Source organism: Paenibacillus sp. PastM-3, from assembly GCF_029893965.1.
Lineage (GTDB): Bacteria > Bacillota > Bacilli > Paenibacillales > Paenibacillaceae > Paenibacillus_AQ.
The window spans coordinates 593559-618252 of record NZ_JARXXP010000001.1 but is presented as its reverse complement, the minus strand read 5'-3'; the positions used below and the strand labels follow the sequence as shown (position 1 = coordinate 618252).

Genomic DNA, 24694 nt, shown 5'->3' with positions numbered 1-24694 from the left:
ATTAACATCTCCTTGTATTGTTATATTCATATTATAGAACGCCAAAAGGCTATAGGATATAAAAGGATATTAGTGTCTTATAATAAAATATGAAACAGGTGGACAATTATGGAGAGCATGATGGTGTTCTGTGCGGTGGATGATACGATTCAGCTGCCGCTGTATGCTACAACAATTGGATACTGGGAGCATCAGGGAGAAACCGCCCGTCCTGCCGGATTTCCCGATTACCAGCTGCATCAGGTGCTGAGCGGCAAAGGGGAGCTGACCGTCGGGGAAAAGCGGTATGTGATCGGACCCGGAGAGATATTCTTCACCTTCCCGGATATTCCTCATGCCTACACACCCATCAGCCGGGAATGGGAGCTGGCGTGGATATCGTTTAACGGAAGAGAGGCGGGAGGTATGCTTTCTTATGCAGGTATCCGGGAATCGGGAGTCCGGAAATTGAGGGATATTGAGCTGCTGGTTCCGTTTCATGAGCTGCTTCAGCTGCCGGATGCCAACGATCTGGACAATAATCTGGAGCGCTCCAAGCTGCTGTATGCGATGCTGCTCGACCTGAAGCGGAATCTCCCGCCTGCCAGCGAGGAGGATGAGCTGGTGCGGATCAAGCCGGTGCTGGAGCATATTGAGCAGCATCTGCATCGGGCGCTGCCCTTGAAGGAGCTGGCAGAGGTGATTTCGGTTTCGCCGCAATACCTGTGCCGGCTGTTTCAGCGGACGGTCCATGACCGGCCGGTGACCTATATCAACAAGCAGCGCATTAACCGCAGCAAGCAGCTGATGTTCCAGCAGCGGGAGAAAAAGCTGTATGAGATTGCCCAGCTGACCGGCTTCGAGAATGCCAGCTACTTCTGTGCTGTATTCAAACGGTTGACCGGGATGCAGCCAGAGCAGTTCAAACAGCTGCACGGGCTGGATAAAGGGTAATAGGAGGAAAGGCACGTTCCGCATCGTCCGGGGTGGACAGCAGAGCGTGCCTTAGGATGCTAGAGAAACTGAAGCAGGCCGAATAATATGAATAATGCTCCGATCGAGATACCTACCGTGCCCCTGAAGGTCATAAGACTGATATAACTGCTGCTGGGCTCGGAATCCCCTTTTACCTTCCAGGCTTCACTCATTTTCCAGGCATAGTCAGGGTGCTTGCGGATATATAAGCCAAATACGATCGATCCAATGCCAAAGATAAGCAATATTATTCCAAGTGCCATACCATCAGCTCCTTTTAACGGTTATATGGATAAATTATACACTACGATGCAACAAAAAGACTTGCTTTAAATACCTGTTCCGGTTATCGTAGATATAAAGAGTCTGCAATAGCTTTTTAAAATCGTGGACATTATAACTCCGGGAAGGGTGTTTAATATGAATACTAAAGTAGATGTGGTTATTATCGGCGGAGGTCCGGCGGGTCTAAATGCAGCGTTAGTTCTGGGCCGGGCCCGGAAATCTGTCATTGTCATTGACGATCTGCAGCCGAGGAATATTGTTACCCGTGAGACACATGGCTTCCTTACAAGGGATGGAGTAAGTCCAAGAGAGTTCCGCAAGGCGGCGCATGAAGAGCTGGAGGCTTATCCATCAGTGAGCCGTGTCAGTGATACCGCTGCAGCGGTTACGAAGAACGAGGATGATTTTGAAATTACGACGGTCTCAGGCGCGATGTATTCTAGTAAGAAGCTGCTTTTTGCTGTTGGAAAAAAAGATCTTCCGCTGTCTGTTGACGGACTCGCTGAGGTCTATGGCAAAAGCGCCTTTGTCTGCCCGTATTGTGACGGCTGGGAGCTCCGGGACAAAAAGCTTATCCTTATTGTGGATGGAACCCACGCACTGCACCTGGCTAAAGTAATCTCCGGCTGGACGAAAGATTACAGCATTTGTACCAACGGGCCGGCGGAATTGACGGATGAAGATCGAGGGGAGCTGGCGCGTCATGGGGTGCTGGTGCATGAAGCAGCAATAAGAGCAATTGAATCGGAGGCAGGAATGGTGCAGCAGGTGGTTTTAGAGGATGGAACCAGACTTCCATGTGAAGGGATATTCTTCGCTCCCAGCCTGACAAAGGGCTCGGAGCTCCCTCAAACAATAGGCTGCGAAATAAATGATGCGGGCAGTATACTTACAGATGAATACGGCAAAACCAACATCCCCGGAGTCTTCTCTGCCGGTGATGCTGCCTCTGAAAAGTATCAGGCAATAGCTGCGGCCGCTTCCGGCGCTCTGACGGCTATTATGATAAATGGGGAGCTGAACGGGGAGGCCTGGGATGCGAGTTGAATTTGAACAGTATATGAGGATACTGTACTATTTAATGTAATTATTAATAGAGTAGACCGGGCAGCCTCACTGCCGATATTGCTGTGTAAAGGAGCAGGTAATGCTATGGATTATTCACTGGAACCTATTATTGATGAAATGAAGCAGGAAATAGACAAGTGGATCGCATACATCAACGATAAGGATGCAGATAAAATTGTAAAGCGTACTACGCTTCAAGCAGGCATTCACGGGTACGCGCTCCTCAAATATGATGGAAGCAGAGCAGATTTAACAGATAATCTGCTGGATTTATCTGTACCGGGCAAAAGCAGGCTGAGTACCAGCGGCGGGCTGACAGAGGAGCAGGTGCGGGAGCAGATCGTTCCTGAGCTTGCCCGTTATATGCAGCATAGATTAAAGGCACTCCCTCCGGCAGTGCTGGATTATCGGTTTAAGTTTGAAGGAAACTTCCAGGTAAGCGGCGGCTTTGTCAAAGTGCCCATTCTCGAATATGTTGACGAGGCGAAGAAGAAGCTGCTGCTGGACCGGATCAGCCTCTATATCTCCAGCAAGCTTGAAGCCGGCAAATATCCGACCAAACCGCTAGAAACTTTTTTCTTAGCCCGGCATCTGCTGGATGAAGAACTGTTTCCCGTCTTGGATTCCGGGAGAATCATTGGCGTGTATGAGCGAATACAAGAGCTGAATAAGGGGAGCAAGCATCTTCCGGAGCACCGCAATACACTGACTGTGGCCCTAAGGAATTGGGTTGAGGAGCAGTGGCTGCCCCGATACTTTGAGAACACAGGCAGCGGGTGGCAGAAGGAATATACGAAGAAGAGCGGTGCCGTGCTGGCGCAGAGCGGGAGCGGACAAGAAGCTGTGGAGCTGGTGATCTATAGTGCAGTAAGCATCCTCAGATATGAGCCTTCCTACAGCAGAAGTACCGGACTCACCTTCCTGAATTGCGTGACCGCACTCGGCAGCACCCGGGCTGACCGGCTAATCCGGGAGGGCAGCGGAGCCTTGGCTAAGGATGTTACCAGGCTGAAGGCTGAACTGGTGGAATGTATAGCTAATGATGTGTTTGCTGAGGTAAGTATCCATATGAAGCAGGAGTCAGGGGAGAGCTACGGTCAGGCGCTCCGGTTCCTGATTACGCTGCTTGAGCGTGGCTTTCCCAAAAGCTATCAGATTAAGCTGAAATCCGCAGTTAAAAGCTGGCTGCCGATCAAAGGACTGGCTAAGTCGGGCACGCACCGTTTTTTTGCGAATGCGCTTGAGTATCCGGAGGTCCACCCGTTGCTGGTAGAGTACGCCAGGGCTGCCATGGAAACCTTCGAATGGTATACGGATACGGAAGGGGAGAAGTGCTGCATGCCTGGCAGCTATGCAGTCTTTGGGCTTGGTCTGACAGACCGGGAATATTTCCCGTTGGTCGGAGAATACATGGAAAAGGTAGACGTTGAACATCAGTCGGTCCAGAATGGGTTCACAGCAGCATTATATGGACATTTCGGCATTAACACGGAGACTCTTTCTATTCTAGTTACGTGTTTGCTGTACAGTACGGATTCATTAAAGCTAAAGATGATGAAAGAGATCGAGGATGAACAGCTGCTCAGACTGCTGCTCAATCAGGTACGCGGTCTCCAGTACTACCAGGTGGAGCATCTTGTGTACCTTATTTGGGGCGGTAAGGACAAGCTGAAGAAGCTTGCTGACAAGGCTGAAGGGGAGAAGAAGCAGAATCTTGAAGAGCTGATGCAAGCCTGCAGACGCGGCTAACTAAAGATCCTTCAGATTATGATGCATCCTGGTGAGCATGTCGGTCATCAGATTGATCTCCTGCTCGCTGAAGCCGTTAAGCAGCTGCCGGATGAATTCGGTCCGTTCCTTGTTAAAGGTAACAATAAGGCTCCGGCATTCCTCAGTCAGCCGGACAAAAGTCACCCGCTGATCATCCGGATTGCGTCTTCTGGTCACCATGCCTTCCGCCTCAAGCTGCTTCAGGTGATTGAACAATTCATGGTGTTCCCTCCTTATTGAAGCCTTCACTGGCTGCTTTACCGATGGTCAGCAGCATGACCGGCAAATAGCGTTCCTTGTCCAATCTGAAGGCGAATAATATCGCGCATATCTTTATCGCTAATCTGTGAATACAGCGGCTTAAAGGCATTCAGCTGATAATCTTTTACTTCCTGGGGCATATAGCCGAGCTCCACCGCTTTGCCATCATGCTGGTTCTCTCCTTGAAGTATATATTTTTATTTGATCCGAAAAAATCTTCATTCCCCGTAGATAAACTGCTCCACTTTGCCCGCAGTCTCATCCAGCTCAGGACTCGAATTGTCAATGACCGTCACACTTACTTCGGGCAGCGGCCAGGCGACTGTTCGGGGGCTGAAGGCGGAGCGGAACTGCTCCCAGTTCCGGAACTTCCAGCCGTCGAGCGGAGAGTTACGGCCGGCAATCCGTTCACGAAACAGCTCTTCGTCCTTCAAGGTGACCAGCACCACCTTCACTTCAACCTCCTGCAAGGTCATGCCGATTCGCGCCAGCTCAGCCTCAATCCAGTCCGGATCGGCAGCCTCCTTGGTGAAGGGGCCAACAACATAAAGATCGGCGGAGAGTCCAATGTTATCAAGTGCGGCATCCATAGTAATCCGGTAACCCAAATCGCGGCAGAGCTTCTTATATTCCTCCGAATCCCGGTCATCCGGGTCAAGTCCGTGCATCGTCATTATTGCCGTGGCAGCAGGGCGTAACAGGATATCCATATCCAGCACAGCTGCCTTACGGCGGGAAGCTACAGCTTTGGCCAGTGTTGTTTTGCCGGCGCCGCCAGGACCGAGAAAAAAGACAAGCTTGTTCATCATCGAATCTCCTTTATTATTGTCATAAGTGAATAGTTACCGGTTTCTGGTCTTTTACCAGTATAGTTCATTGCCCGGTTATCTTGTATAATTACAAAAGTAAATCGTACAAGATGGAGGCAAGGGGCAAATGAAGATTAGACAGATAGAAAAAACGGACAACCGTTTCATTGAGCAAATCATCAGAGAATGTCTGATCGAATTTGGCGGCAACCGTGAAGGCCTCGCCTGGGCTGATGACAGCATGCATGATCTCTACAGCTATTACAACTCTGCTGATAACCGGGCATACTGGATTGTTGAGGAAGACGGCCGGGTGCTGGGCGGCTGCGGAATTGCACCTTTTGCAGAGTCGGATGAGGTGTGTGAGCTGCAAAAGATGTATCTTGCCGGCGCAACCAGAGGAACCGGTATTGCGGCTGAGCTGCTGAAGACTGCGCTAGATTTTGCTGCTCAGCATTATAAGCAATGTTATCTGGAAACCCTGCAGACGATGGGGGCAGCTAACAGGTTCTATCAGAAGCACGGCTTCACTATGCTCGCTGAGCCGCTGGCCGGATCTGAGCATTTTGCCTGTGATGCCTGGTATATTAAAGAGCTTGAAAAACATAACTAGCAAGAGGGAGGCGTTCAGCATGCAATTTCCGGTTGTCAATGACAAGGTTATTGCCCAAATCCGGCAATCCGAAATAGACTTCCTGACTTCCAGAATACAGTCCATTGCTGAACGGGAAGGAAACCCGGAGGGGGTTGAGATCAGAAGTTTTGGTAAAGCGACTGCTTATTACATAAGGACTATGCCCTGGAGCATATTTAATTCGGTAAAAGGGTTAACAGATGATGAAGAGGATCAGATAGAGGAATGGGTCCGGTTCTATCGTGAAAGGGAACGGGACTTCCAGGTTGATGTTGATCCGTATCATTGCAGTCCCAGACTGCTTGCAGCGTTAAGAGCTAACGGTCTGGGCCAGACTGGATTTCATTCTGTATTATACGGGTTGCCTCTAACAGAACCGCCAACCCCGCCGTCCAATATTGAAATCATTGAAATCCGGGAACAGTCACAATTTGACGCATATGCTGAAATACACTGTCTCGGCTCGGGTATGCCGCTGTCTGCCAAGCCTCATTTTATTAACAATAACATCGGATTGCTGAACAGGAATGGATGGATGCTGTTCCTGGCACTTCTTGATAATGTACCTGCCGGAGTAGCGGCAATGCATATCGGTAGTACCGTTGCTTCATGCGCGCTGGCAGCGACAGCACCTGATTTCCGCAACCGGGGCATACAGACTGCACTGCTTCGGCAGAGATTGTACACCGCCCACAAGACTGGCTGCCGGTTAGTTGCTGCACAAGCCGCCTTCGGATCGGTAAGCCAGAACAATATGGAACGCACAGGCTTCCGGATCGCCTGGACGCGCGCAATCTGGAGTCTTATCTAATATACAAGCATGAATAGGAGCTGCCTATGAGAAAACCGGTCATCGCCGTAGATATGGATGATACCATCTGTCATCTGGTCAAACGGGCTATTTACCATAACAACAATGATTTCCCGACGCATCTCCTCCGCTATGAGGAGATGATCGATTGGAACACGGATCATTTGCGACATCCCGACAGTACACAGGAGCTCTTTTTCGGCCGTCCGGGCTTGTATGAGGAGCTGGAGCTGTTTGACGAGCACGTGGTGGAGGAAATGGAAAAGCTGCACAACGCCTATGATGTCATAATCGTTACTGCGGCTGCACCCAAGTCTGTCACCGAAAAATGGAACTGGCTGCAGAAGCATATGCCGTTCATTCCGGCAGAAAATTTCTTTACGGCCAAGCGGAAGCATCTGATTAATTTTGATCTGCTGATCGACGACGGGCCGCATAATCTGCTGCCTGCTGTTCAGGAAGGTAAAAAGGTGCTGTGCATCCCGCATCCGTGGAATCTAAGGGCACGTGAGGAGTATGCATTTCCGCTGATGACCTCCTGGAAGGGTGCGAAGGAGCGAATTGATGGGCTGCTGCTGATGGAGCGTTAATCCGCTGACCCAAAATCTAAGGAACTCCTCCGACTGACTGCCTGTATTCAACGGGCAGCCAGTTACGGAGGAGTTTTTTGTATACAGAGATTAATAGACTGGCAAGCTGCCAGCCGTTTGAAGATCAGGTTCTTTTTTCTGATAAAAGCGGCTGAAGCTGCCTCCGTAATCCCGCATCTCGCTTAGATTGCCACTCTCAGTAATTCTGCCGTCCTCCATAAACCAAATTTCGTCATACTGCTCAAGCAGCTCATCATTCAGATTGTGCGTAATCGTGATTAGTGTAAGATCCGGCAGGGCGAGCAGGCTGCTCTCAATCTCATAGGCAGTCTGCCTGTCAACTGCAGACGTTCCTTCATCCAGAATCAGGATCGGCTTGCTGCGGATCAGTGCCCGGGCCACAGCAACCCGCTGGCGCTGGCCGCCTGAGAGCCGGGAGCCATTTTCGCCGACTGTAGTGGATAGTCCTTCCGGCAGCTGCTGGACATAGGAATACAGGCTGCTGCTGCGGAGTGCCGCTTCCAGTACCGTTTCCGGAAACGGTTCGTCCAGACAGATGTTGTGCTTGATATCTGAGTCGAACAGAAAAACATTCTGATGAATCATTGATGTTATAAGAAGCATGGATTCGCTGTCTAGCGCTGATAGCTCGACACCGTCCAAAGAGACAGAACCGTCATAATCTTCGTAATACCCACTTAGCAGCTTAACGAGCGTTGATTTGCCGCAGCCGCTTGGTCCGATTAAGGCGATTTTTTGTCCTCTGTGCAGCCTGAAATGAATATCCTTGAGGACGGGTTGTCCCTGCTGATAGCTAAAGCTGAGCCGGCGCACCTCTAAAGAATGTTCAAACACAGGTTCAGGCTGTTCTGATTTTGAAGGCTGCCCAGCTTCGCCAGCGAGCTGTTCAATGCGCTCAAGGATCGGCTTCATGCTTCTGATCTTGGGAACATTCTGCATGATGACGAGCACAGGGCCGACCAGTCCGCCGCTTAGCTGGACCAGTGCAACAAGACTGCCTGCGGAAATGTGGCCGGTGATGATTCAGGTAGGCGGCAACGAACATGACGGTAAGCTGGCTGAATATAGCTAATGCCTCCGATATGCTTTCATTCGCAGCAAATAACCGGTCCGCAGCAAAGCTGACACTCGCGGCAGTTTGATTGGCCTGCTGAAATCCCTGTTCACTTTGCTTTTTAAGGCCAAAGGATCGGATCACTTCATATCCGGCCAGAAGATCTTTGATTTGTGCAGTGAACCGGGACATCTCAGAAGATACGGCATTGAGCCTGCGTTGCAGCAGCCTTCCGAACAGCGAAGGGATTGTGAACATCAGAATCATGCCGATCACGAGAATAAGTGTAATCAGCGGGCTTAATGCGAGGAGAACAATAAGGGAGGATATAAAAATTACGGTATTTTGAAAGGTATGCAGGAGAGGCTGAAGAACATTTTCGATAACCAGCTTGATGTCATTGGTCAGTGCTGACAGATAATCTGCGGTATTGGCCGCTTTGAAGTCAGCTGTTTTTTGGTAGAGCACACCGCGGAATATCCGTTCCCTGATCGACACAGTAACATTGCGTACAAGAGCCTTACTGCATAAAGAATGGATGAAACTGGTCAGGCAAAGCATCAGCACATAAATAATGGTCACCAGCAGAATGCGCTGGAAAAGCTGCAAATCTCCCCGGAGAGCGGCATCAATTACTTTTTGCAGCACAAGAGCAATCAGCACACCGACGGCAGCGGCAATCATACCGGACAGTAAAGTTACAGCCAACAGCAGCTTGTTGCGTATCAAAGTGTGTTTCATCTCTACATCAGCTCCATAATTAGATTTATACATAATTTGTAAGATGAAGATAACACACGAATTACAATTAAGTCGAATAAATTAGATTGAAATCGAATATGAGGATATAAAAAAACTCCCCGCATTATGGGTGCGGGAAGCCATTCATCCATTATAAAAGAAACTGTTGCAGATCTTCGATCAGCGCCTGCATGTTTTCTGTATGGAGATGATAATATACTCTGCCGTTGTTTTTCTCGACCCGGACCATTCCGCAGGCAAGCAGGACATTCATATGATGAGACATCGTTGCTGCTGTGAGTCCCAGCTGGTCGGCGATCTCCAGATTGTATTTGGGACTTACCTTAAGTGAGGCAAGAATTTGTAATTTACTGTTATCGGCCAGCGCCTTCATCCGTAGCAGCAAAAGCTCTCTGGAATCAGAATGCTGCTTGCTGGCGATCGGCAGCATATCTACGTATAACCCGTAATAGTGTTTGCCGGATAAAACCATCTGGCCGAGCGGCAGGATGAGGGTAGGATAAACCTCCGGATTCTCATCCTCCAGCATGTCTACAAACTTAATAAACTGCTCATCCTGTTGCCGTTGAATGGACTGAACGTATGCAGGGATTAGCTTGCTGACCTGCTTCTCAATCTCCCGGCGGGCTTTTTCAAAAGCCGGCAGATTTATTTTTACAATTTCTATAAGGGTACGAAGGTGTTCGCGCGGCTGGTGCAGTAGTGTCATCAGCTTCCATTTGGTTGCTTCCTTCAGCGGACTTTCGTTAAGAAAGCGGATCATTTCCGGAAGTGACTGAATGGACGACAGCTCCAGTTCACGGGGAGAATGACTCTGCATCGCTTGCATTTCGTTAATCGTCTTTAGTATTTTATCCTGAACGGCCGTCTCCGCAATACCTTCCAGTGAAGTAAGCCACTCCGGATTTTCACTAAGCAATACCTGCAGAAGTAAGAAGAAGTCTGTCGTATCATCATTAAAAAAGAATACGGCGGTATCATCCGTTTTCCTGTGTTTGGCGAAGCTGCCGATGTATTTTTCCATGATTTTTAAGTGCTTGTTGTAAAAAGCTTCGCCATCCAGGCCAAATTGTTCAAGGTCTTCGACCATTATTTTCCGGTAAGACGGCTGATAGCTTACATATAATAATCCCATCGTTTCAAAAACCGGGTCGAACTGTTCATGAATATGCAGTTTCATAGCGCCTCCGTCAATTCAGTGGTTTGGTACTCATCTAATTAATTATATTGTGGTGTAATTGGATTGGCAAGGTAGCGGGGGTGACACGGACACTGCTACGGAGAAAGTGTCAAAAGAAAATAAAGTTCTAAATTGGAAAATAAAGTGTTAGACTTCCAGTTGGACGCCTGGGTATAACATGGTTAAACTAAATAGGAATGAAGAAAATCAATGAGCACCGGCGCGTCGGAAAGAAGGCGCCTGTTGTCATAGGAGGTATTATAGATGAGGTTGTCGATCCTGGATTATTCGGAAATTGCCGACGGGGAGACTCCCGAACAGGCTTTGGCCCATTCCGTCCGGCTGGCCCGGCTTGCGGAGGGGTGGGGGTATCACCGGTATTGGGTATCAGAGCATCACGGCAACGATGTGCTGGCAGGCTCTGCGCCGGAAATTCTCGCAGGGGCTATTGCTGCCGGCACCGGCCGGATCCGGACCGGATCCGGCGGCGTCATGCTGCCGATGCACAGCCCGTTCAAGGTGGCCGAAAGCTTCGCGGTGCTGGCCGCACTTTATCCGGGGAGGATCGACCTCGGCATTGGCCGCTCTACCGGAGGCCCGGCGGATGTATCGCGAGTGCTGCTGGATGGGCGCAGCGGCTCGTTCCGGCACTATCCGGATCAGATTGCCCGGCTGGCCGGATATGTCAACCGCTCCGGCGGTCAGCCCTTGCCAAGGCCGTTACCCGCGGAGCCGCCGGACTTATGGCTGCTGGGCTCCAGCTCCGGCAGCGCTGAATCTGCCGCGCGGCACGGGATGGGCCTTGCGTTCGGCCATTTCATCAACGGGCAAGGGGGACCGGAGGCCGTGAAGGCATACCGGGAGCAATTTGTTCCTGCAGCTCCCGGCGGGAAACCGCAGGTGCTGGTGACCGCTTTTGCTGTCTGCGGGGAGACGGACGAGCAGGCGGAGATGCTGGCCGGCGTGTTCGACGATTATCTGCTGAACATCCGGGAAGGCGGCGGACTGCTGAGGGTTCCGTCCATCGAGACTGTCGCTGCCAGAGGGTATACGCCGGAGCAGCGGCAGATCATGGCGGCCGGACGCGGACGGATGCTTGTCGGCGACCCGGAACGGATGAAGCGCCAGCTGGTCCGGCTGGCGGACCGGTACAATGCCGATGAGATTATGCTGGCTACGGTATCGCCGGATTTTGGACATAAATGCCGGATGTATGAGCTGCTCGCTGAGGTAATGGGGCAGGCGTGACCCTTTTTTTGCTGGCTGCGCACGGACTTTGGTCATAGGACTTTTCTGCCGAAACGGTTGGGAGAGAACAACGGGCACGCGGGATCAATGAGGGGGAGATCGGAGAAGTTTTTTTCGTAAAAGGGCTGTAGACTTATAACGCAAGGAGGGGACATGACGGTGTACAAGCAGAAGTCAACCGAAACGAACATCAGTGTGCTGGAGTTTATTGAGAATATCGATCATCCGAGCAAACGCGATGACGCTTTCCAGCTGCTTGATCTTTTTACGGAAACGACAGGGTATGAAGCGAAGATGTGGGGGCCGAGCATCATCGGCTTCGGGTCTTATCATTATAAATACGAGTCCGGACATGAGGGCGACGCGCCGCTCACGGGATTCCCCCCCGGAAAGCGAAGATCAGCTTGTATTTGCCAAGCAAAGGATGTTCATAGAAACCCAGAAGAAATAGAGGTACCCCGAGTCTATAGGAAATAATTATTCGTGTATCTCCTTCAGAAATAGATTAAGTAGTATGTAACGATTCGATGCGCGGTGGACAGAAACTCCTGAGATCGAGTCGGGCAAGTCCAGATTAAGTATCATAATTCCCTCTCGTTCAGCAATCTCAAAGGGATTTGGATTTCTTCAACTTTTGGCTCGAAAGTTCCATTTTCTAAGTCGTTAATTCGCTCTAAGGGGATCTCTGTTTTTCTAGTGATTTCGGAGATGGAGAGTCCAGACTGCTCAATAAGATTTGTAAGCCGTATGCGAAAAAGCTTATCACGCTCTTCTTTTACTTGTACGTCCATCTCATCATGGAGCGGCTCATGTTCAATGATATTGGCTGCTTCGAGTAAAGATTCTAAAGAGACATTGTAAGCAATAGCGAATTTTTCAAGAATATCCGGAGTAGGGTAGATTGCTTTTTTAGTTCGCGGATCAATACCGTTCTCCACATTTCGAATATAGGAATGACTAATATCAGTTAACTCTTCAGCTCTTCTATAAGACAAATTGTTTTTTAATCTAAGTTCTTCTAAATGACGACCTAATTTAGTTTGTTTTCTCGCGCGTTCCAGCAATTCTTCCTGAGTCATTTGGAGAGGGCGAGGTGAAGACAGGGGAAACGATAGCTCAATAATACCAAGAAAGTAGCTGATCCATGTGATCGGCTGCTTTTGTTCAATTAAAGGGCAGGATATTTAGTTAACAAGATAAGTGGAGATTTTATGTCGCATTTGACGCAAACTGTTCACTAACGAATTCCAAGAGAGTCCGTTTTGAGGATTTCAATATAAAACCAACATTCATCTAAAACTGGAAAGTCCTTGACTACTGTTGGTTTATTGAACTGACGATTGACTCTTGAAGAATTACTTAACTCGTTTGGCAATTGGATGATCTTCATTCATTTCCAGAAGGTCCCACAAATTTCCGTACAAATCTTTAAATACAGCTACTATTCCGTAAGATTGCTCTTTGGGTTCTCTAACGAATTCTACCCCCCTGGAAATCATTTCATTATAATCTCTCCAAAAGTTGTCGGTGTTTAGAAATAAGAATACTCGACCACCAGCTTGGTTGCCAACAAATGGCTCTTGTTCAGGTTTTGAAGCTCTAGCAAGTAAGATTGTAGTACCGACTGAACCAGGAGGGGAAACGACTACCCATCTTTTATCTTGCTCAGGTTGATAAATATCTTCAACTAATGTAAAGTTCAAAACTTTCGTATAGAATTCTATCGCTTCATCATAATCTTTGACGACCAAAGCGATATGTACAATCGATTGAATCATTTTCTAGTCATCCTCCAATACCAGAATACATTTAGTGTTCTTTATTATCCTATCATATTTGGAAGTGGATATTTTTACTAATTTGACCTTAGAAGTTGCGCAGTACGAAGAAGTTCTGTAATAAAAGAAAGCGTGCTTGTTCAACTAACGGGAAACGTTAGTTGAACAACAAGCGGCAGTCTAAGACTTTATTTATCAAGTCTTGTTCTGCCGCTGCTTCATTTAATGGACTAGTCTAAAACTTATTGTGCAACTGCTGACGATTCTCCAATTCAAAACATTGTTAGATTTATGACTCGAGTCTATACTTTATTTTCCTAGAACAGAAAGCTGATTGACAGACTCTTTGAGTGAGCGATATACTTACATCACTTAAACGTATAAGTTAAGTTATAATTCCCTTTTAAGGAGTGTGCCGCATGGATTTAGCATCCTTTTATCATGAGCCTAAAGGGCCATTCTCGTACGCCTACGACACTGAAACCCTGCATATCCGCATCAGAACCAAAAAAGATGACTTGAAGTCAGTCACTGTACTGGCGATGGACCCGTTCAACTGGAAGCCGGTGTCCAAGGATTCGCATGTCTATGAATTTGCCGTTGATATGATGCAGCGGGTTGAGATGAAAAAGGAATATGTAACCCGTTATCATGACTGCTGGTTTGCCGAGCTTACCGGGTTTAACTGGAGAAGAATTAAATATGCTTTTGTGCTGGATGACGGCATTGAGTGCTGCTTCGCAGGCTGCCAGCGTTTTACGACGCTTGAACGGGACTGGGCTCCGCCTAAGGACTATACGAACTACTATAATTATCCATACATTTTGGAGGAAGACCTGTACGCAGCGCCGGAATGGGTTCCGGATACGGTATGGTATCAGATTTTTCCCGACCGGTTCAACCGAAGTGCCACTGCTGCTCCTTCTGAAGAAATTCTGGAATGGGGCAGTGACCAGCTTGACGGCAATGGTAAAAAGTTCGGCGGTAATCTGCAGGGAATCAGCGAAAAGCTTGACTATATCCGCGATCTCGGCTGCACCGGAATCTACTTTACCCCGCTGTTTGATTCACCGAGCTCCCACAAGTATGATACAAGGGATTATTTCAAGATTGATCCGAGCTTCGGCGACAATGAGGCTTTCGGTACAATGGTAAAAGAAGCGCACAAGAGGGGCATTCGCGTGATGCTGGATGCGGTGTTCAATCACTGCGGTTATGAGCATCCGTTCTGGCAGGATGTGCTGCAGAATGGCAGACGTTCACCATATTATGACTATTTTTATATACTGGATGGAGATAAGGAGATTGTTCCGGACACAGAGCTGGCCGCCAGGGAAGGCTATTATTTCGGGGAGCACCTGAATTACCGCACGTTTGCCTATACAGAGATGATGCCCAAATGGAATACCGGAAATCCGGCAGCGCGCGAATATCTGATCAGTGCAGCCGTCTACTGGACGGAGCGTTATCACATTGACGGCTGGAGGCTCGATGTGGCTAATGAGGTATCCCATGATTTCTGGAGGGAATTCCGCAAAAGAATCAAGGCCATCCGCAGTGATATCTATATCCTCGGGGAAAACTGGCTCTACTCCAATCCGTGGCTTCAGGGCGACCAGTTCGATGCGGTGATGAATTATGAATTTACCTGGCCGGTTACCCGTTTCTTCGGAACCACACTCCAGGCGGAAGATCAGTATTCTGCCCAGGATTTCAAGTATGCCATTAACCAGCTGCTCGTCAGCTATCCCAAGCATGTAGCCCGCAATATGTTCAATCCGCTGGACAGCCATGATACGGCGCGGATTCTGCATTTTTGCGGAGACAACACGGAGCTGGTCAAGCTGACTTATGTTTTTCTGCTGACGTACGGCGGTTCTCCGAGTATTTACTACGGCGGCGAAGTCGGCCTAAGCGGCGATGAGCATCATAACCGGCAGTGTATGCCGTGGAAGCCGGAGGAGCAAAATCCTGATCTGTATGATACCGTACGCAGACTGATCGGACTCCGGCGGCAGAACCCGCTTTTCAGGGAAATTGATCTGGAATGGCTGTCTGCCGGGGAAAGTGAAGAAACAGTGGTTTATAAAAAATCCGCCGGCGGCGCTGCCCTGTACGTGCTGCTTCACAACTCGGCCGATGCTGCTGTTGTTAAGCTGCCTGATCAGCTGCAAAACCGGAGCTTAAGAGATTTGTATAACGGACTGGAGCTGGCAACCGCTTCGGAAATCCGCATGGAGCCTTATTCGTTCCTGTTGCTGGCAGGCGAAGAGTAGACAGGTTGAATATCAGTTGGAGGCAGATGTTATGACAGTCGATAATGTACCAGAGCTTTTGGAGCAAATGAAGATAAGGGTCAGCCGTGAGGACAACCGGGCCGTCTCTTTTACCAATAAAGAAGCCGCCTATTATTACACGCAATCTCATCTGAATGATCATCCGGAGCATGCTTATTTTGAGGGGATGAATGTGGCGAAAAACCGGATTTTCGGCGGATACACCTTATATGCAGACGAGCAGTTGCTCGATAATGAACTGGCTGAAGTCACGGTCAGTCCGTATTCTATGGTCCGTACTCATGACAAATTGACTGAGGAGCTGTGGCTGTTCGATTACCGGAATGTACTGGAGGTCATTGTTACAGGGGCTAGTGCTGAGATAGGCATCTCCTTAAAGGGAGAAGCGCTGGAATATCTGAAGCTCGAAGGAAACACTGCATGGTTCAAAGCGATGGAGGGGGATTGGATCGTTGCCCTGCGTCCCGGAAAAGATCAGCCGGTTAGTGAAAAGGACGGGGTCTTTCTGACAACGGCTGCGGCCGGAGGCTTTTTCATAGCTTGTGCCCGGACGGCTGAAGAAGCAGTCAAGCTGATTGAGGATACGGAGTGGCAGGCTGTTGCTTTAAAGGGAGAGCGTGTGCGGCGTATGGAGGGATTTTTGCAGAATAATGTCTACCTGCGCAGCAGCAATAAGGAGCTGACCCTAGCCTTGAACTGGATCAGCCTGACGATGGATCAGCTGGTGACCAGACAGCAGGGTGAGGGGATCTATGCCGGGCTGCCGTGGTTCAACGAGTATTGGGGGCGTGACCAGTTCATTGCTCTACCGGGTGCAGTGCTGGTCAGCGGCCAGTTCGAAACGGCAAGGCAGATTCTGCTGTCTTTTGCGGAATATCAGAACAGGGATGTTGAATCTAAATATTATGGGCGGGTCCCGAACATCCTGGCTCCTGAAAACATCGATTACCACACTACCGACGGCACACCGCGGTTTATCATTCAGCTGCAGGACTATGTTAAATATTCCGGGGACACGGAGCTTATTGAACAGCTGTATCCGGCCGTGTGCAGCAGTATCGAAGGCTCGATCCTGCATTGGGTGGATGATAAGGGCTACCTCACTCATGATGATAATGAGACGTGGATGGACGCGCGGGATGCTGAGCTGAAATCATACTCTCCGCGTGATACCCGGGCCAATGATATTCAGGCGTTGTGGTACGGCCAGCTGCGGGCAGGTGTTTATTTTGCCGACTATATGCAGGATCAGGAGAAAGCGGAGCGGTGGGGACGAGTGGCTGACAGGTTACAAAAGAATTTTGCTGCCGATTTCCGTGATCCGGCCTATCCGTATCTGGCTGACCGTCTGGATCAGGATGGCGTGCCGGAATTCTCGCAGCGCCCGAATCAGCTGTTTGCCTTTGACCTGTTCGATGACCGGAAATTCAAGGATACTGCTGTCCGCACAGCCTGGGAGGAGCTGGTTTATCCCTGGGGCACGGCCTCACTGGACCGGCGGCATCTGTTCTTTCATCCGTTTCATTTGACGGAGCAGTATCATAAGGACGAAGCCTATCATAACGGTACCGTATGGACCTGGCTGAACGGCATTGCCATGCAGCGGATGATCGAAGCCGGGCAGGAGGAGACGGCCTATGAGCTGTTCAGCAATATGAACCGGCAGGCGCTGGAGCTTGGTGTAGTTGGCGGACTCAGCGAAAACCAGGATGCTTATCCGCAGGAGGGAGCAAGCCGCGCCAAGCTGACCGGTGCATACCTGCAGGCCTGGTCGAACTCGGAGCAGCTGCGGGTATGGTATCAGTATTTTCTGGGTATCCGCCCCGATTTGATCATGGGGAAGATTACGCTTGCTCCGCGGATGCCGCAGGAGCTGAGCGATGTGCAGGTTCGGGTTAAGACAGGGGAAGGAAGCCTTGAAATGGATTACTCGGCTGCTTCTGGCGGTGAGCAGTTGTACGTATACCGCTTTGCGGGAGTAGAGCTGGCTGTCGTAGTCGATATCGTGCCGTTTGAGCTGCTGGAAATACCTGTGGCAGACGGAAATGAGCTGCGGATCAGGATTAGCGGGGAGCAGCTGATGGGCGAGCTGCTGGACGGGAACGGGCAGCTCGCAGGACAATTGGCAGCAGATATGTCTGCTGAAAGAGCCGCGGAGCAGCTTCAAAGCGACCGGATCTTTGCAGGCATACAGTTTGCAGAGCCGCTGGCTTTATCGGAGCACCCGGTGATGGAGCGGCGGACAGCTGCGGTGGAGAGAAAGACAGCTGCGGTGGAGAGAAAGACAGCTGCGTTGGATGGAAAGACAGAGGAGTAAATATATATTTGTTGGCAGGGTAAGTGCTGGAGGAGCTCAATAATTTAGAGCAGGCACATCTGCTTGGAGACATAGAGGGAAAAGTCCCTTTATATTGGCTTGCCTGGGGCGAAAATGCTGATATAAAGGGATTTTTCCCATTAAAGAGGCTCAGTATGGGGTGACCGAGCTGGAATAAGGGGATTTTTCCCATTAATGAGGCTTAGTTTGGGGTGAAAGTGCTGAAATAGTGGGATTTTTCCCATTAGTGAGGATCATCATGGGGTGAAAGAGCTGAATCAAAGGGATTTTTCCCTTTGATCTCATCTTAGGCACTTAGACTGCTGGTTCGCCGCCTCTATGTGCATTCCTCTAGCCCCATAAATGGTCAATGCACATCTATTAACACGTGTTATACCTTTGCCGAGGTGCTGAATTGAGCAAAAAAAGAGTGGCCAGCCACGATGTAGCCAAACTGGTGGCGTAGCCAGGCTGGCGGGCGTATCCCGCAGCGTTGTATCCGCTGTGCTGAATGATACACCGGGCATCGGGGTAAACGCCCAGACCCGGGAGGCGGTGCTACACGCGATTGCAGAGCTGAACTATCATGTCGATGCCCAGGCGTGCAGCATGACGCTGGCTGCAATCGGGGACACTAGGCATCCGCTGTTTATGCATCTGCTTGTAGGGATGCAGCAGGCGGATATCACATTCTGCTTTGCTCACCGGGGGAGCGTAAGCCGGGTGAATCCAGAAGCGCGCTGCTGGACCTGTATCACCAGCGCAAGCTAAAGGGCATTGTAAACGGTTGATTTTCCCAGAGGATTCTTCAAATCATGCGGCGTTGAACGGCCAAGGCTTTTGGTTCCAGATTGTGCTGTTACATGTCTGAGGATGTGATATTCTAGTAAAAGCAAGCGGAATTTCACTATGCTGAGAGGAGAGATTACGATGAAGCTGCTCAATTATGTGCAGGATGGCGGTTACCGGCTTGGTATACATACGGATGCGGGGGTTGTAGACGTTGCCGGTGCTGCAACGGCGAGCGGTCAGGCGGAATTAGCGGGCCTAAATATCCACCAGGCCATTTCAGGCGGAGATGCTGTTCTCGATAAGCTGCTTAACCTTGCCGGTTTCGCTACCGGTAACCCGGACAACAGCCATTTGCTGCTTGATGAAGCCGGACTCACCTTTGGGCCAGCAGTGACCCAACCGGCTAAAATCCTCTGTGTCGGCCTCAACTACCGCAAGCATGCGGTAGAGACTGGATCGGCGATCCCGCAGACCCCGATTCTTTTCAGCAAATTTAATAATGCCCTTGCCGGACATCAGGAGGAGGTGCCGCTGCCCGCAGTGACACAGCAAGTAGACTATGAGGCAGAGCTGGCGATTGTTATCGGCCGGACAGCCAGCAACGTCAGCAAAGAAGAGGCTTTGAATTACGTTTTCGGCTATTGCTGCGCGAACGACCTCTCTGCCCGCGATCTGCAGTTCAAGACCCAGCAGTGGCTGCTTGGCAAAACCTGTGACAAGTTTGCCCCTGTGGGGCCATATCTGGTCACAGCAGATGAAGTACGAGAGCCGAACAAACTCCGGATATCGTGCAGTGTGAACGGTGAGGTGCGGCAATCATCCAACACGTCGGATATGATCTTCCACTGCGATGAAATCATCAGCTATGCCTCACAGCATATGACACTGGAGCCGGGAGACATCATTCTCACTGGCACACCAGAGGGTGTAGTTCTCGGGTATCCACCGGAGAAGCAGGTATATCTGCAGGCTGGCGATGTTGTAACGGTTGAGATTGAAAAGCTCGGCATTCTGACCAATACGATGACGGCTATTTAAATTTATTACAGAGCTAAACCGTGATCCCTGCACTTCAGCAGAGGTTACGGTTTTTTTAGGTTAGGTGTGCTCTATATTAGTAGAGGCAATCCGCCACGATTCTCAATTGGACTGAGAATGACACATCTCCGACAAACCCTGTCGGCATACCCGTTATGCATACACTTTTCAACAATTCCCAAAAAGATCATAACTTGCAGACAAAACCCGGCATTTAAGCACCTGCTGCGGCATAGTCTAGAGTATTCTTAGCGAGTAAATTATTTTAGGAAATCAAGAGGCACAGTATTCCGCTAGGGCTTAAGCCTGCCGCAAGGACGGAGGCCACTGAACAATGGAAGCATTGCTTAACAAATTAGCTGAACAGCATGAATTAACTGAGGAAGAGATCGTCTGGTTTCTCGGGCATCTGACTCCTGATCTGAAGCAGCAGCTTTACAGCCGGGCGTCAGAAATCCGAAAGCAGCATTATAGTGTAAGCGTTTACGCTCGCGGATTGATTGAATTTTCCAGCTTCTGCAGGCGGGACTGCCTGTACTGCGGACTGCGCCGCTCCAATTCCAGTGCGGAGCGTTACCGGCTCACGGAGGACGAGATTATCGAATGTGCGGCGGAAGGCTATGAGTTGGGCTACCGGTCGTTCGTGCTGCAGAGCGGAGAGGACATCCATTATTCTGAGCAGGCAATGACCTCTATTGTCCGGAAGCTGAAGCTGCGTTTTCCGGATGCGGCGATAACATTATCGCTTGGTGAGCGTAGTGAGGTTTTCTACCGTGCATTGTATGATGCTGGAGCCGACCGTTATCTGCTGCGCCACGAGACTGCTTCACGTCTGTTCTATGAATCCCTGCATCCGGGCATGTCGTTCGATCACCGCATGGACTGCCTGCGCATCCTCCGGGAGATCGGCTATCAGGTGGGGGCAGGCTTCATGGTCGGGCTTCCCGGCCAGACACACCGGCACCTTGCCGAGGATCTGTTGTTTCTTAAAGAATTCCAGCCCGAGATGATCGGCATCGGCCCGTTTATCCCGCACAGCGCTACACCGCTTAAACAAGCGGCCGGCGGGACGGTGGAAGACACGCTGGTAATGATCGCGATGGCCAGACTTATGGTGCCGGAAGCCCTAATGCCTGCAACAACTGCAATGGGCACATTGGACCCGTCCGGCCGGGAAAAAGCAATCCAGGCAGGTGCAAATGTCGTCATGCCCATCCTGTCACCGCTGCAGATCCGCAGCAAATACGCCCTGTATGAGCAAAAAATCTGCATGGGTGATGAACCGGAGCATTGCCGCAGCTGCCTTGAAATGCGGATCGCCGTCTCCGGCTACCGGATGGAATTCAGCCGGGGGGATCACTGCAGGTATAAGGCACAACTATAAAACAGTAAGTGAATATTTTCACTACTTAGAATGAATTTGAAAACTTATATTAAGGGAAGAGTGGCGGAGGGGAATTTTGGAACTGGAGGAGCGATAGCGACCGTCTGAAAGCTTTTCGCAGAAAAGCTCGCTACGGAAGCATATGCTGTCTGCGGATTTCTACCGCGAACAGCGGTTAAATCATGAAATCTGCAGACAACAGCGGCCGGAAGTCCAAACATTCTCTGGAGTCACGGTCAATCCCAGGATATATGATCAGTTCATTCTAAATTTGAAATATGAGCTTACCGTCACAACGAAGGAGGAAATCAGTTGTCTACCTTGACCAAGAAAAATGCACTCGGCTTTTATGAAATCCGCCTGGAATCCATCGGCGGGCTTGGCGCCAATCTGGCCGGCAAAATGCTGGCCGAGACCGGAGCGCTGGAGCTGGGCTTTAATGCCGCCAATTTCTCGTCTTACGGTTCAGAGAAGAAGGGCTCGCCTGTTAAAACCTTTGTCCGTTTTTGTGATCCGGAGATTGAGATCCGGGATCACAGCCCGATTGAGCAGCCGCATCTGATTGCTGTTTTTCATGAAGCACTGTACAAGATCGTGAATGTAGCCAGCGGCCTGCAGCCGGACGGGGTGATTCTGGTTAATACCACCCGCGGCTTTGATGAGGTCCGGGCCAGTCTTGCTGTTGAATCCGGTACCGTGGCGCTGATCGATGCGATGGGCATTGCAGTGGAGGAGAAGACCAAGATAAATACCGCGATGCTCGGCGCCATGTTCCGTATCTGTGATTTCCTTGATCCTGAAGCAATGCGTACCGTTATCCGCCGGACCTTTGAGAAAAAGTACCCGCAGCTCGTGGAGCCCAATCTCCGCACGTTCGACCGGGGCTACAATGAGGTGCAGTTCAGAACCTATGAGGTGCCGGAGGGCTCACAGATCAAGCCCTTTAAGCGGGTGCAATCGCTGCTTGGATATCAAACACAGCTGCCCGGCGGCGTAATTTCGGCACAGGGCAACAGTATATTGAAGGATCTGGGCGGCTCACGGGCCGGACTGCTGCCGGAGTTCCATACTGAGAAATGCATCAGCTGCGCAGCCTGCGATAATGTCTGCCCGGATTACTGCTTCGTGTGGGAAGCGGAAGCCGATAAACGCGGGCGCATGCAGCAGGTATTGAAGGGCATTGATTACCAGTACTGCAAGGGCTGCCTAAAATGCATTGAGGCATGCCCGACCGATGCGCTGACCAGCTTGCGTGAAGAGCCGGGATATGCCGAAAAGCACCGTGTTGCCCAAGTGTTCTGTTAATTGAAGAGGGAGGAACCGACCAATGGCTGTTAGTGAAAATCAATTATCTGAAGCGGTGCCGGCTGAGCAGGTCACCTGCTTTGAATCCGGCAATGAAATGGCGGCAACCGCTGCTGCGCAAATTAACTATCATATGATGGGCTATTTTCCGATTACCCCCTCGACCGAGGTTGCCCAATATCTCGACCAGATGAAAGCCCGCGGGCAGCATGACATCCAGCTTGTTGCTGCTGACGGGGAGCATGGCTCCGCGGGAATCTGCTATGGGGCAGCGATGGCGGGTGCACGGGTGATTAACGCCACCAGCTCACAAGGCTTCCTCTACATGCTGGAGCAGCTGCCCACCCAGTCGGGAACCCGGTTTCCGATGGTGCTCAACCTTGTAACTCGTGCGGTCAGCGGACCGCTGGATATCCGCGGCGACCACTCCGACCTGTACTACGGCCTGAACACCGGCTGGGTTATTCTGACGGCAAGTACACCGCAGGCGGTCTATGACATGAACATTATGGCGCTGCGAATCGCCGAGCACTCAGAGGTACGGCTGCCGGTTATTGTGGCGTATGACGGCTTTTTCACCTCACATCAGAAGCGCAAGGTGAAATATTTTAAGGATAATAGCGTCGTTCAGGGCTTTGTCGGACCGAACCCGAATCACAGCTATCCGAATGTGTCTGATCCGTCCCGTCCGGTAACGATCGGGGCTCACATGGGCGGCGATGATCTGCTGAACAACCATTATCAGCTGTCTGAAGCCCTGGAGAAAGCTGGCGGTGTGTACAGTGAGGTTGCCAGAGATTATGCGCTGCTGTCCGGCCGGGAATACAAGGCGCTCGATCTGTACCGGATGGATGATGCTGAATACGCTGTATTCCTGCTGAATTCCGCCGGAGAGACAGCGAAGGATACCGTTGACCAGCTGCGTGCCCAAGGCATTAAGGCTGGCCTGATCCGGCCAAACATCATCCGTCCGTTCCCGGCAGAACAGCTGCGCGGCGCACTTAAGAACGTCAAAGCACTGCTTGTGGGTGAACGGGCCGATTCCTACGGTGCCCAAGGCGGGAATCTCACCCATGAAATCCGCTCCGCGCTGCAGGTTGATCCCGATAACAGCACGATTGTCCTCTCCCGTATCTTTGGACTGGGCGGCAAGGATTTTTATGCCGATGATGCAGCAGCTTTTTTCCAGCTGGCAATCGATGCGGCCGCAAAGGGCTATGCAGAGAAGCCTTTTGACTACTATGGATACTATCCGGGTGAGGAAAAGGATGCTCTAGCCCCCGTAATGGAGCCGCTGCACGGGAATGCCTACAAAACAGGTCTGATTCAGGTCACCCAGAGTGAAGACACCGGACTGCTTAAGGTGAAGCTGCCGCCACTGCGGCAATTGACCGTGAAGCCGCACCGGCTCGCTCCCGGACATGGTGCGTGTCCCGGCTGCGGTGCGCTGTCTGCGCTGGAGCTCTTTTTTAAAGGAATCGAAGGGGATATGGTGGTGCTCTTCCAGACCGGCTGCGCTTATGTGGTTACTGCAAGCTATCCGTATTCCTCGCATAAGCAGACCTTCGTACACAATCTGTTCCAGAACGGGGCAGCAACGCTGGCCGGTATGGTGGATGCGTTCTATGAACTGAAGCGGCGCGGAGAGATCCAGGTTGCTGATGATGTCACCTTTGTCATGGTCTCCGGGGACGGCGGCATGGATATCGGGATGGGGGCCACCGTTGGTGCGGCTCTGCGCAATCACAGAATGATCATTCTGGAATATGACAACGAAGGCTATATGAATACCGGATCGCAGCTGTCCTACAGTACACCGGTGGGTCACATGACCAGCACTTCAGGCGTCGGCGTAGCCCAAAAAGGCAAAAAAGGCCATCACAAGGATACCGCCCAAATTCTCGCTGCCTGCAACATCCCATATGTGTTCACCGGAGCGGAGAGCAATCCCCAGGACCTGCTGCAAAAAGCGGCCAAAGCCCAGTGGTACGCCAACAACGTCGGAACCGCCTACGGAAAAATACTGTGCGCCTGTCCGCTCAACTGGAAAACGCCGGATGATCAGGGCAATGAGCTGGTGAAGGCGGCGGTGGATTCCTGCTTTTTCCCGCTGTATGAGATTGAACAGGGCATCACCCGCATTACTTATAATCCTGAGGATAAAGGAAAACGCATTCCTGCCGTCGACTGGCTGAAGCGTATGGGCAAAACAAAGCACCTGGTGAAGGACGCGGAGCTGCTGCAAGATTTTGAAAATGAAATTGAACGCCGCTGGAGCCGCCTGAAGCTAAGACATGAGCATGAGCTGCTCTAAATCGGGATGGAAGGGAGCCGTC

22 protein-coding genes and 2 pseudogenes are annotated in these 24694 nt (G+C 50.6%); 15 read left to right on the top strand and 9 right to left on the bottom strand.

Annotation, left to right across the window (positions count from 1 at the left end; all coding sequences use genetic code 11):
* The first annotated feature begins 108 nt into the window (after positions 1-108).
* Positions 109-933 carry an AraC family transcriptional regulator gene (locus tag M2108_RS02760; RefSeq protein ID WP_277467409.1) on the top strand — a complete coding sequence of 275 codons (825 nt, stop codon included), beginning with the start codon at positions 109-111 and terminating at the stop codon, positions 931-933.
* A gap of 59 nt (positions 934-992) precedes the next feature.
* Here M2108_RS02760 and M2108_RS02755 read toward each other — a convergent pair whose 3' ends face one another.
* A complete protein-coding gene (locus tag M2108_RS02755) occupies positions 993-1217 on the bottom strand; it encodes a DUF6199 family natural product biosynthesis protein (protein WP_277467410.1) in 225 nt (74 codons plus the stop codon).
* 157 nt (positions 1218-1374) lie between these two features.
* On the opposite strand from M2108_RS02755, the gene M2108_RS02750 reads away from it, so the two are divergent.
* Both M2108_RS02750 and M2108_RS02745 read left to right on the top strand, forming a co-directional pair.
* Entirely contained in the window at positions 1375-2286 is a 912-nt protein-coding gene (locus M2108_RS02750) for an NAD(P)/FAD-dependent oxidoreductase (RefSeq protein ID WP_277467411.1), read from the top strand.
* A gap of 105 nt (positions 2287-2391) precedes the next feature.
* A complete protein-coding gene (locus M2108_RS02745) occupies positions 2392-4056 on the top strand; it encodes a DUF6138 family protein (protein ID WP_277467412.1) in 1665 nt (554 codons plus the stop codon).
* Here M2108_RS02745 and M2108_RS02740 read toward each other — a convergent pair whose 3' ends face one another.
* From M2108_RS02740 to M2108_RS02730, 3 genes and pseudogenes are all read right to left on the bottom strand, one after another.
* The gene (locus M2108_RS02740) at positions 4057-4293 is read right to left on the bottom strand and encodes a MarR family winged helix-turn-helix transcriptional regulator (protein WP_277467413.1); all 237 of its coding nucleotides are present in this window, start codon (positions 4291-4293) and stop codon (positions 4057-4059) included.
* A gap of 1 nt (position 4294) precedes the next feature.
* A pseudogene (locus M2108_RS02735) lies at positions 4295-4499 on the bottom strand (nitroreductase family protein); the annotation flags it as partial.
* Between the two features lie 57 nt (positions 4500-4556).
* Positions 4557-5144, bottom strand: a complete 588-nt coding sequence (locus tag M2108_RS02730; protein ID WP_277467414.1) for a P-loop nucleotide/nucleoside kinase family protein — start codon at positions 5142-5144, stop codon at positions 4557-4559.
* 130 nt (positions 5145-5274) lie between these two features.
* On the opposite strand from M2108_RS02730, the gene M2108_RS02725 reads away from it, so the two are divergent.
* Genes M2108_RS02725 through M2108_RS02715 form a run of 3 tightly spaced genes read left to right on the top strand, consistent with a single transcriptional unit; the run spans position 5275 to position 7182 of the window.
* Positions 5275-5760: a GNAT family N-acetyltransferase gene (locus tag M2108_RS02725; RefSeq protein WP_277467415.1), complete on the top strand. Its 486-nt coding sequence runs from the start codon at positions 5275-5277 to the stop codon at positions 5758-5760.
* 19 nt (positions 5761-5779) lie between these two features.
* A complete protein-coding gene (locus tag M2108_RS02720) occupies positions 5780-6592 on the top strand; it encodes a GNAT family N-acetyltransferase (RefSeq protein WP_277467416.1) in 813 nt (270 codons plus the stop codon).
* A gap of 26 nt (positions 6593-6618) precedes the next feature.
* Positions 6619-7182 (top strand): 5' nucleotidase, NT5C type, encoded by a 564-nt coding sequence (locus M2108_RS02715; RefSeq protein WP_277467417.1) that lies wholly within the window; start codon positions 6619-6621, stop codon positions 7180-7182.
* Between the two features lie 90 nt (positions 7183-7272).
* On the opposite strand, the gene M2108_RS02710 is transcribed toward M2108_RS02715, so the two are convergent.
* From M2108_RS02710 to M2108_RS02700, 3 genes are all read right to left on the bottom strand, one after another.
* Positions 7273-8115: an ATP-binding cassette domain-containing protein gene (locus tag M2108_RS02710; protein WP_277467418.1), complete on the bottom strand. Its 843-nt coding sequence runs from the start codon at positions 8113-8115 to the stop codon at positions 7273-7275.
* Positions 8099-8998, bottom strand: coding sequence for an ABC transporter transmembrane domain-containing protein (locus tag M2108_RS02705; protein WP_277467419.1), 900 nt, complete (start codon positions 8996-8998; stop codon positions 8099-8101). The genes M2108_RS02710 and M2108_RS02705 overlap by 17 nt, the downstream gene beginning before the upstream one ends.
* A 151-nt stretch (positions 8999-9149) precedes the next feature.
* On the bottom strand, positions 9150-10199 hold the full coding sequence (locus M2108_RS02700; RefSeq protein ID WP_277467420.1) for an ArsR/SmtB family transcription factor: 1050 nt from the start codon (positions 10197-10199) through the stop codon (positions 9150-9152).
* 264 nt (positions 10200-10463) lie between these two features.
* Here M2108_RS02700 and M2108_RS02695 point away from each other — a divergent pair, with 264 nt between their 5' ends.
* Complete coding sequence (locus tag M2108_RS02695; protein ID WP_277467421.1) at positions 10464-11447, top strand: LLM class flavin-dependent oxidoreductase; 984 nt, start codon at positions 10464-10466, stop codon at positions 11445-11447.
* Positions 11448-11600: 153 nt separating this feature from the next.
* A pseudogene (locus M2108_RS02690) lies at positions 11601-11857 on the top strand (DUF1801 domain-containing protein); the annotation flags it as partial.
* 171 nt (positions 11858-12028) lie between these two features.
* Here the strand turns inward: M2108_RS02690 and M2108_RS02685 are convergent.
* Positions 12029-12511, bottom strand: coding sequence for a helix-turn-helix domain-containing protein (locus tag M2108_RS02685; RefSeq protein WP_280776855.1), 483 nt, complete (start codon positions 12509-12511; stop codon positions 12029-12031).
* A 291-nt stretch (positions 12512-12802) separates the two neighbouring features.
* A complete protein-coding gene (locus M2108_RS02680) occupies positions 12803-13225 on the bottom strand; it encodes a VOC family protein (protein WP_277467423.1) in 423 nt (140 codons plus the stop codon).
* A 419-nt stretch (positions 13226-13644) separates the two neighbouring features.
* Between M2108_RS02680 and M2108_RS02675 the strand changes: the two genes are divergently transcribed.
* The 7 genes from M2108_RS02675 to M2108_RS02645 all read left to right on the top strand — a co-directional run bounded on the left by M2108_RS02675 (position 13645) and on the right by M2108_RS02645 (position 24672).
* Positions 13645-15501 carry a glycoside hydrolase family 13 protein gene (locus tag M2108_RS02675; RefSeq protein ID WP_277467424.1) on the top strand — a complete coding sequence of 619 codons (1857 nt, stop codon included), beginning with the start codon at positions 13645-13647 and terminating at the stop codon, positions 15499-15501.
* A gap of 31 nt (positions 15502-15532) precedes the next feature.
* Entirely contained in the window at positions 15533-17839 is a 2307-nt protein-coding gene (locus M2108_RS02670; RefSeq protein WP_277467425.1) for an amylo-alpha-1,6-glucosidase, read from the top strand.
* Positions 17840-18343: 504 nt separating this feature from the next.
* Positions 18344-18610 (top strand): hypothetical protein, encoded by a 267-nt coding sequence (locus M2108_RS02665; RefSeq protein WP_277467426.1) that lies wholly within the window; start codon positions 18344-18346, stop codon positions 18608-18610.
* A gap of 159 nt (positions 18611-18769) precedes the next feature.
* On the top strand, positions 18770-19669 hold the full coding sequence (locus M2108_RS02660) for a fumarylacetoacetate hydrolase family protein (protein WP_277467427.1): 900 nt from the start codon (positions 18770-18772) through the stop codon (positions 19667-19669).
* A 334-nt stretch (positions 19670-20003) separates the two neighbouring features.
* Positions 20004-21053, top strand: coding sequence for a [FeFe] hydrogenase H-cluster radical SAM maturase HydE (hydE, locus tag M2108_RS02655; protein WP_277467429.1), 1050 nt, complete (start codon positions 20004-20006; stop codon positions 21051-21053).
* A 312-nt stretch (positions 21054-21365) separates the two neighbouring features.
* Entirely contained in the window at positions 21366-22358 is a 993-nt protein-coding gene (locus M2108_RS02650) for a 2-oxoacid:acceptor oxidoreductase family protein (RefSeq protein WP_277467431.1), read from the top strand.
* 22 nt (positions 22359-22380) lie between these two features.
* Positions 22381-24672, top strand: a complete 2292-nt coding sequence (locus tag M2108_RS02645; protein ID WP_277467432.1) for a thiamine pyrophosphate-dependent enzyme — start codon at positions 22381-22383, stop codon at positions 24670-24672.
* Positions 24673-24694: the final 22 nt, after the last annotated feature.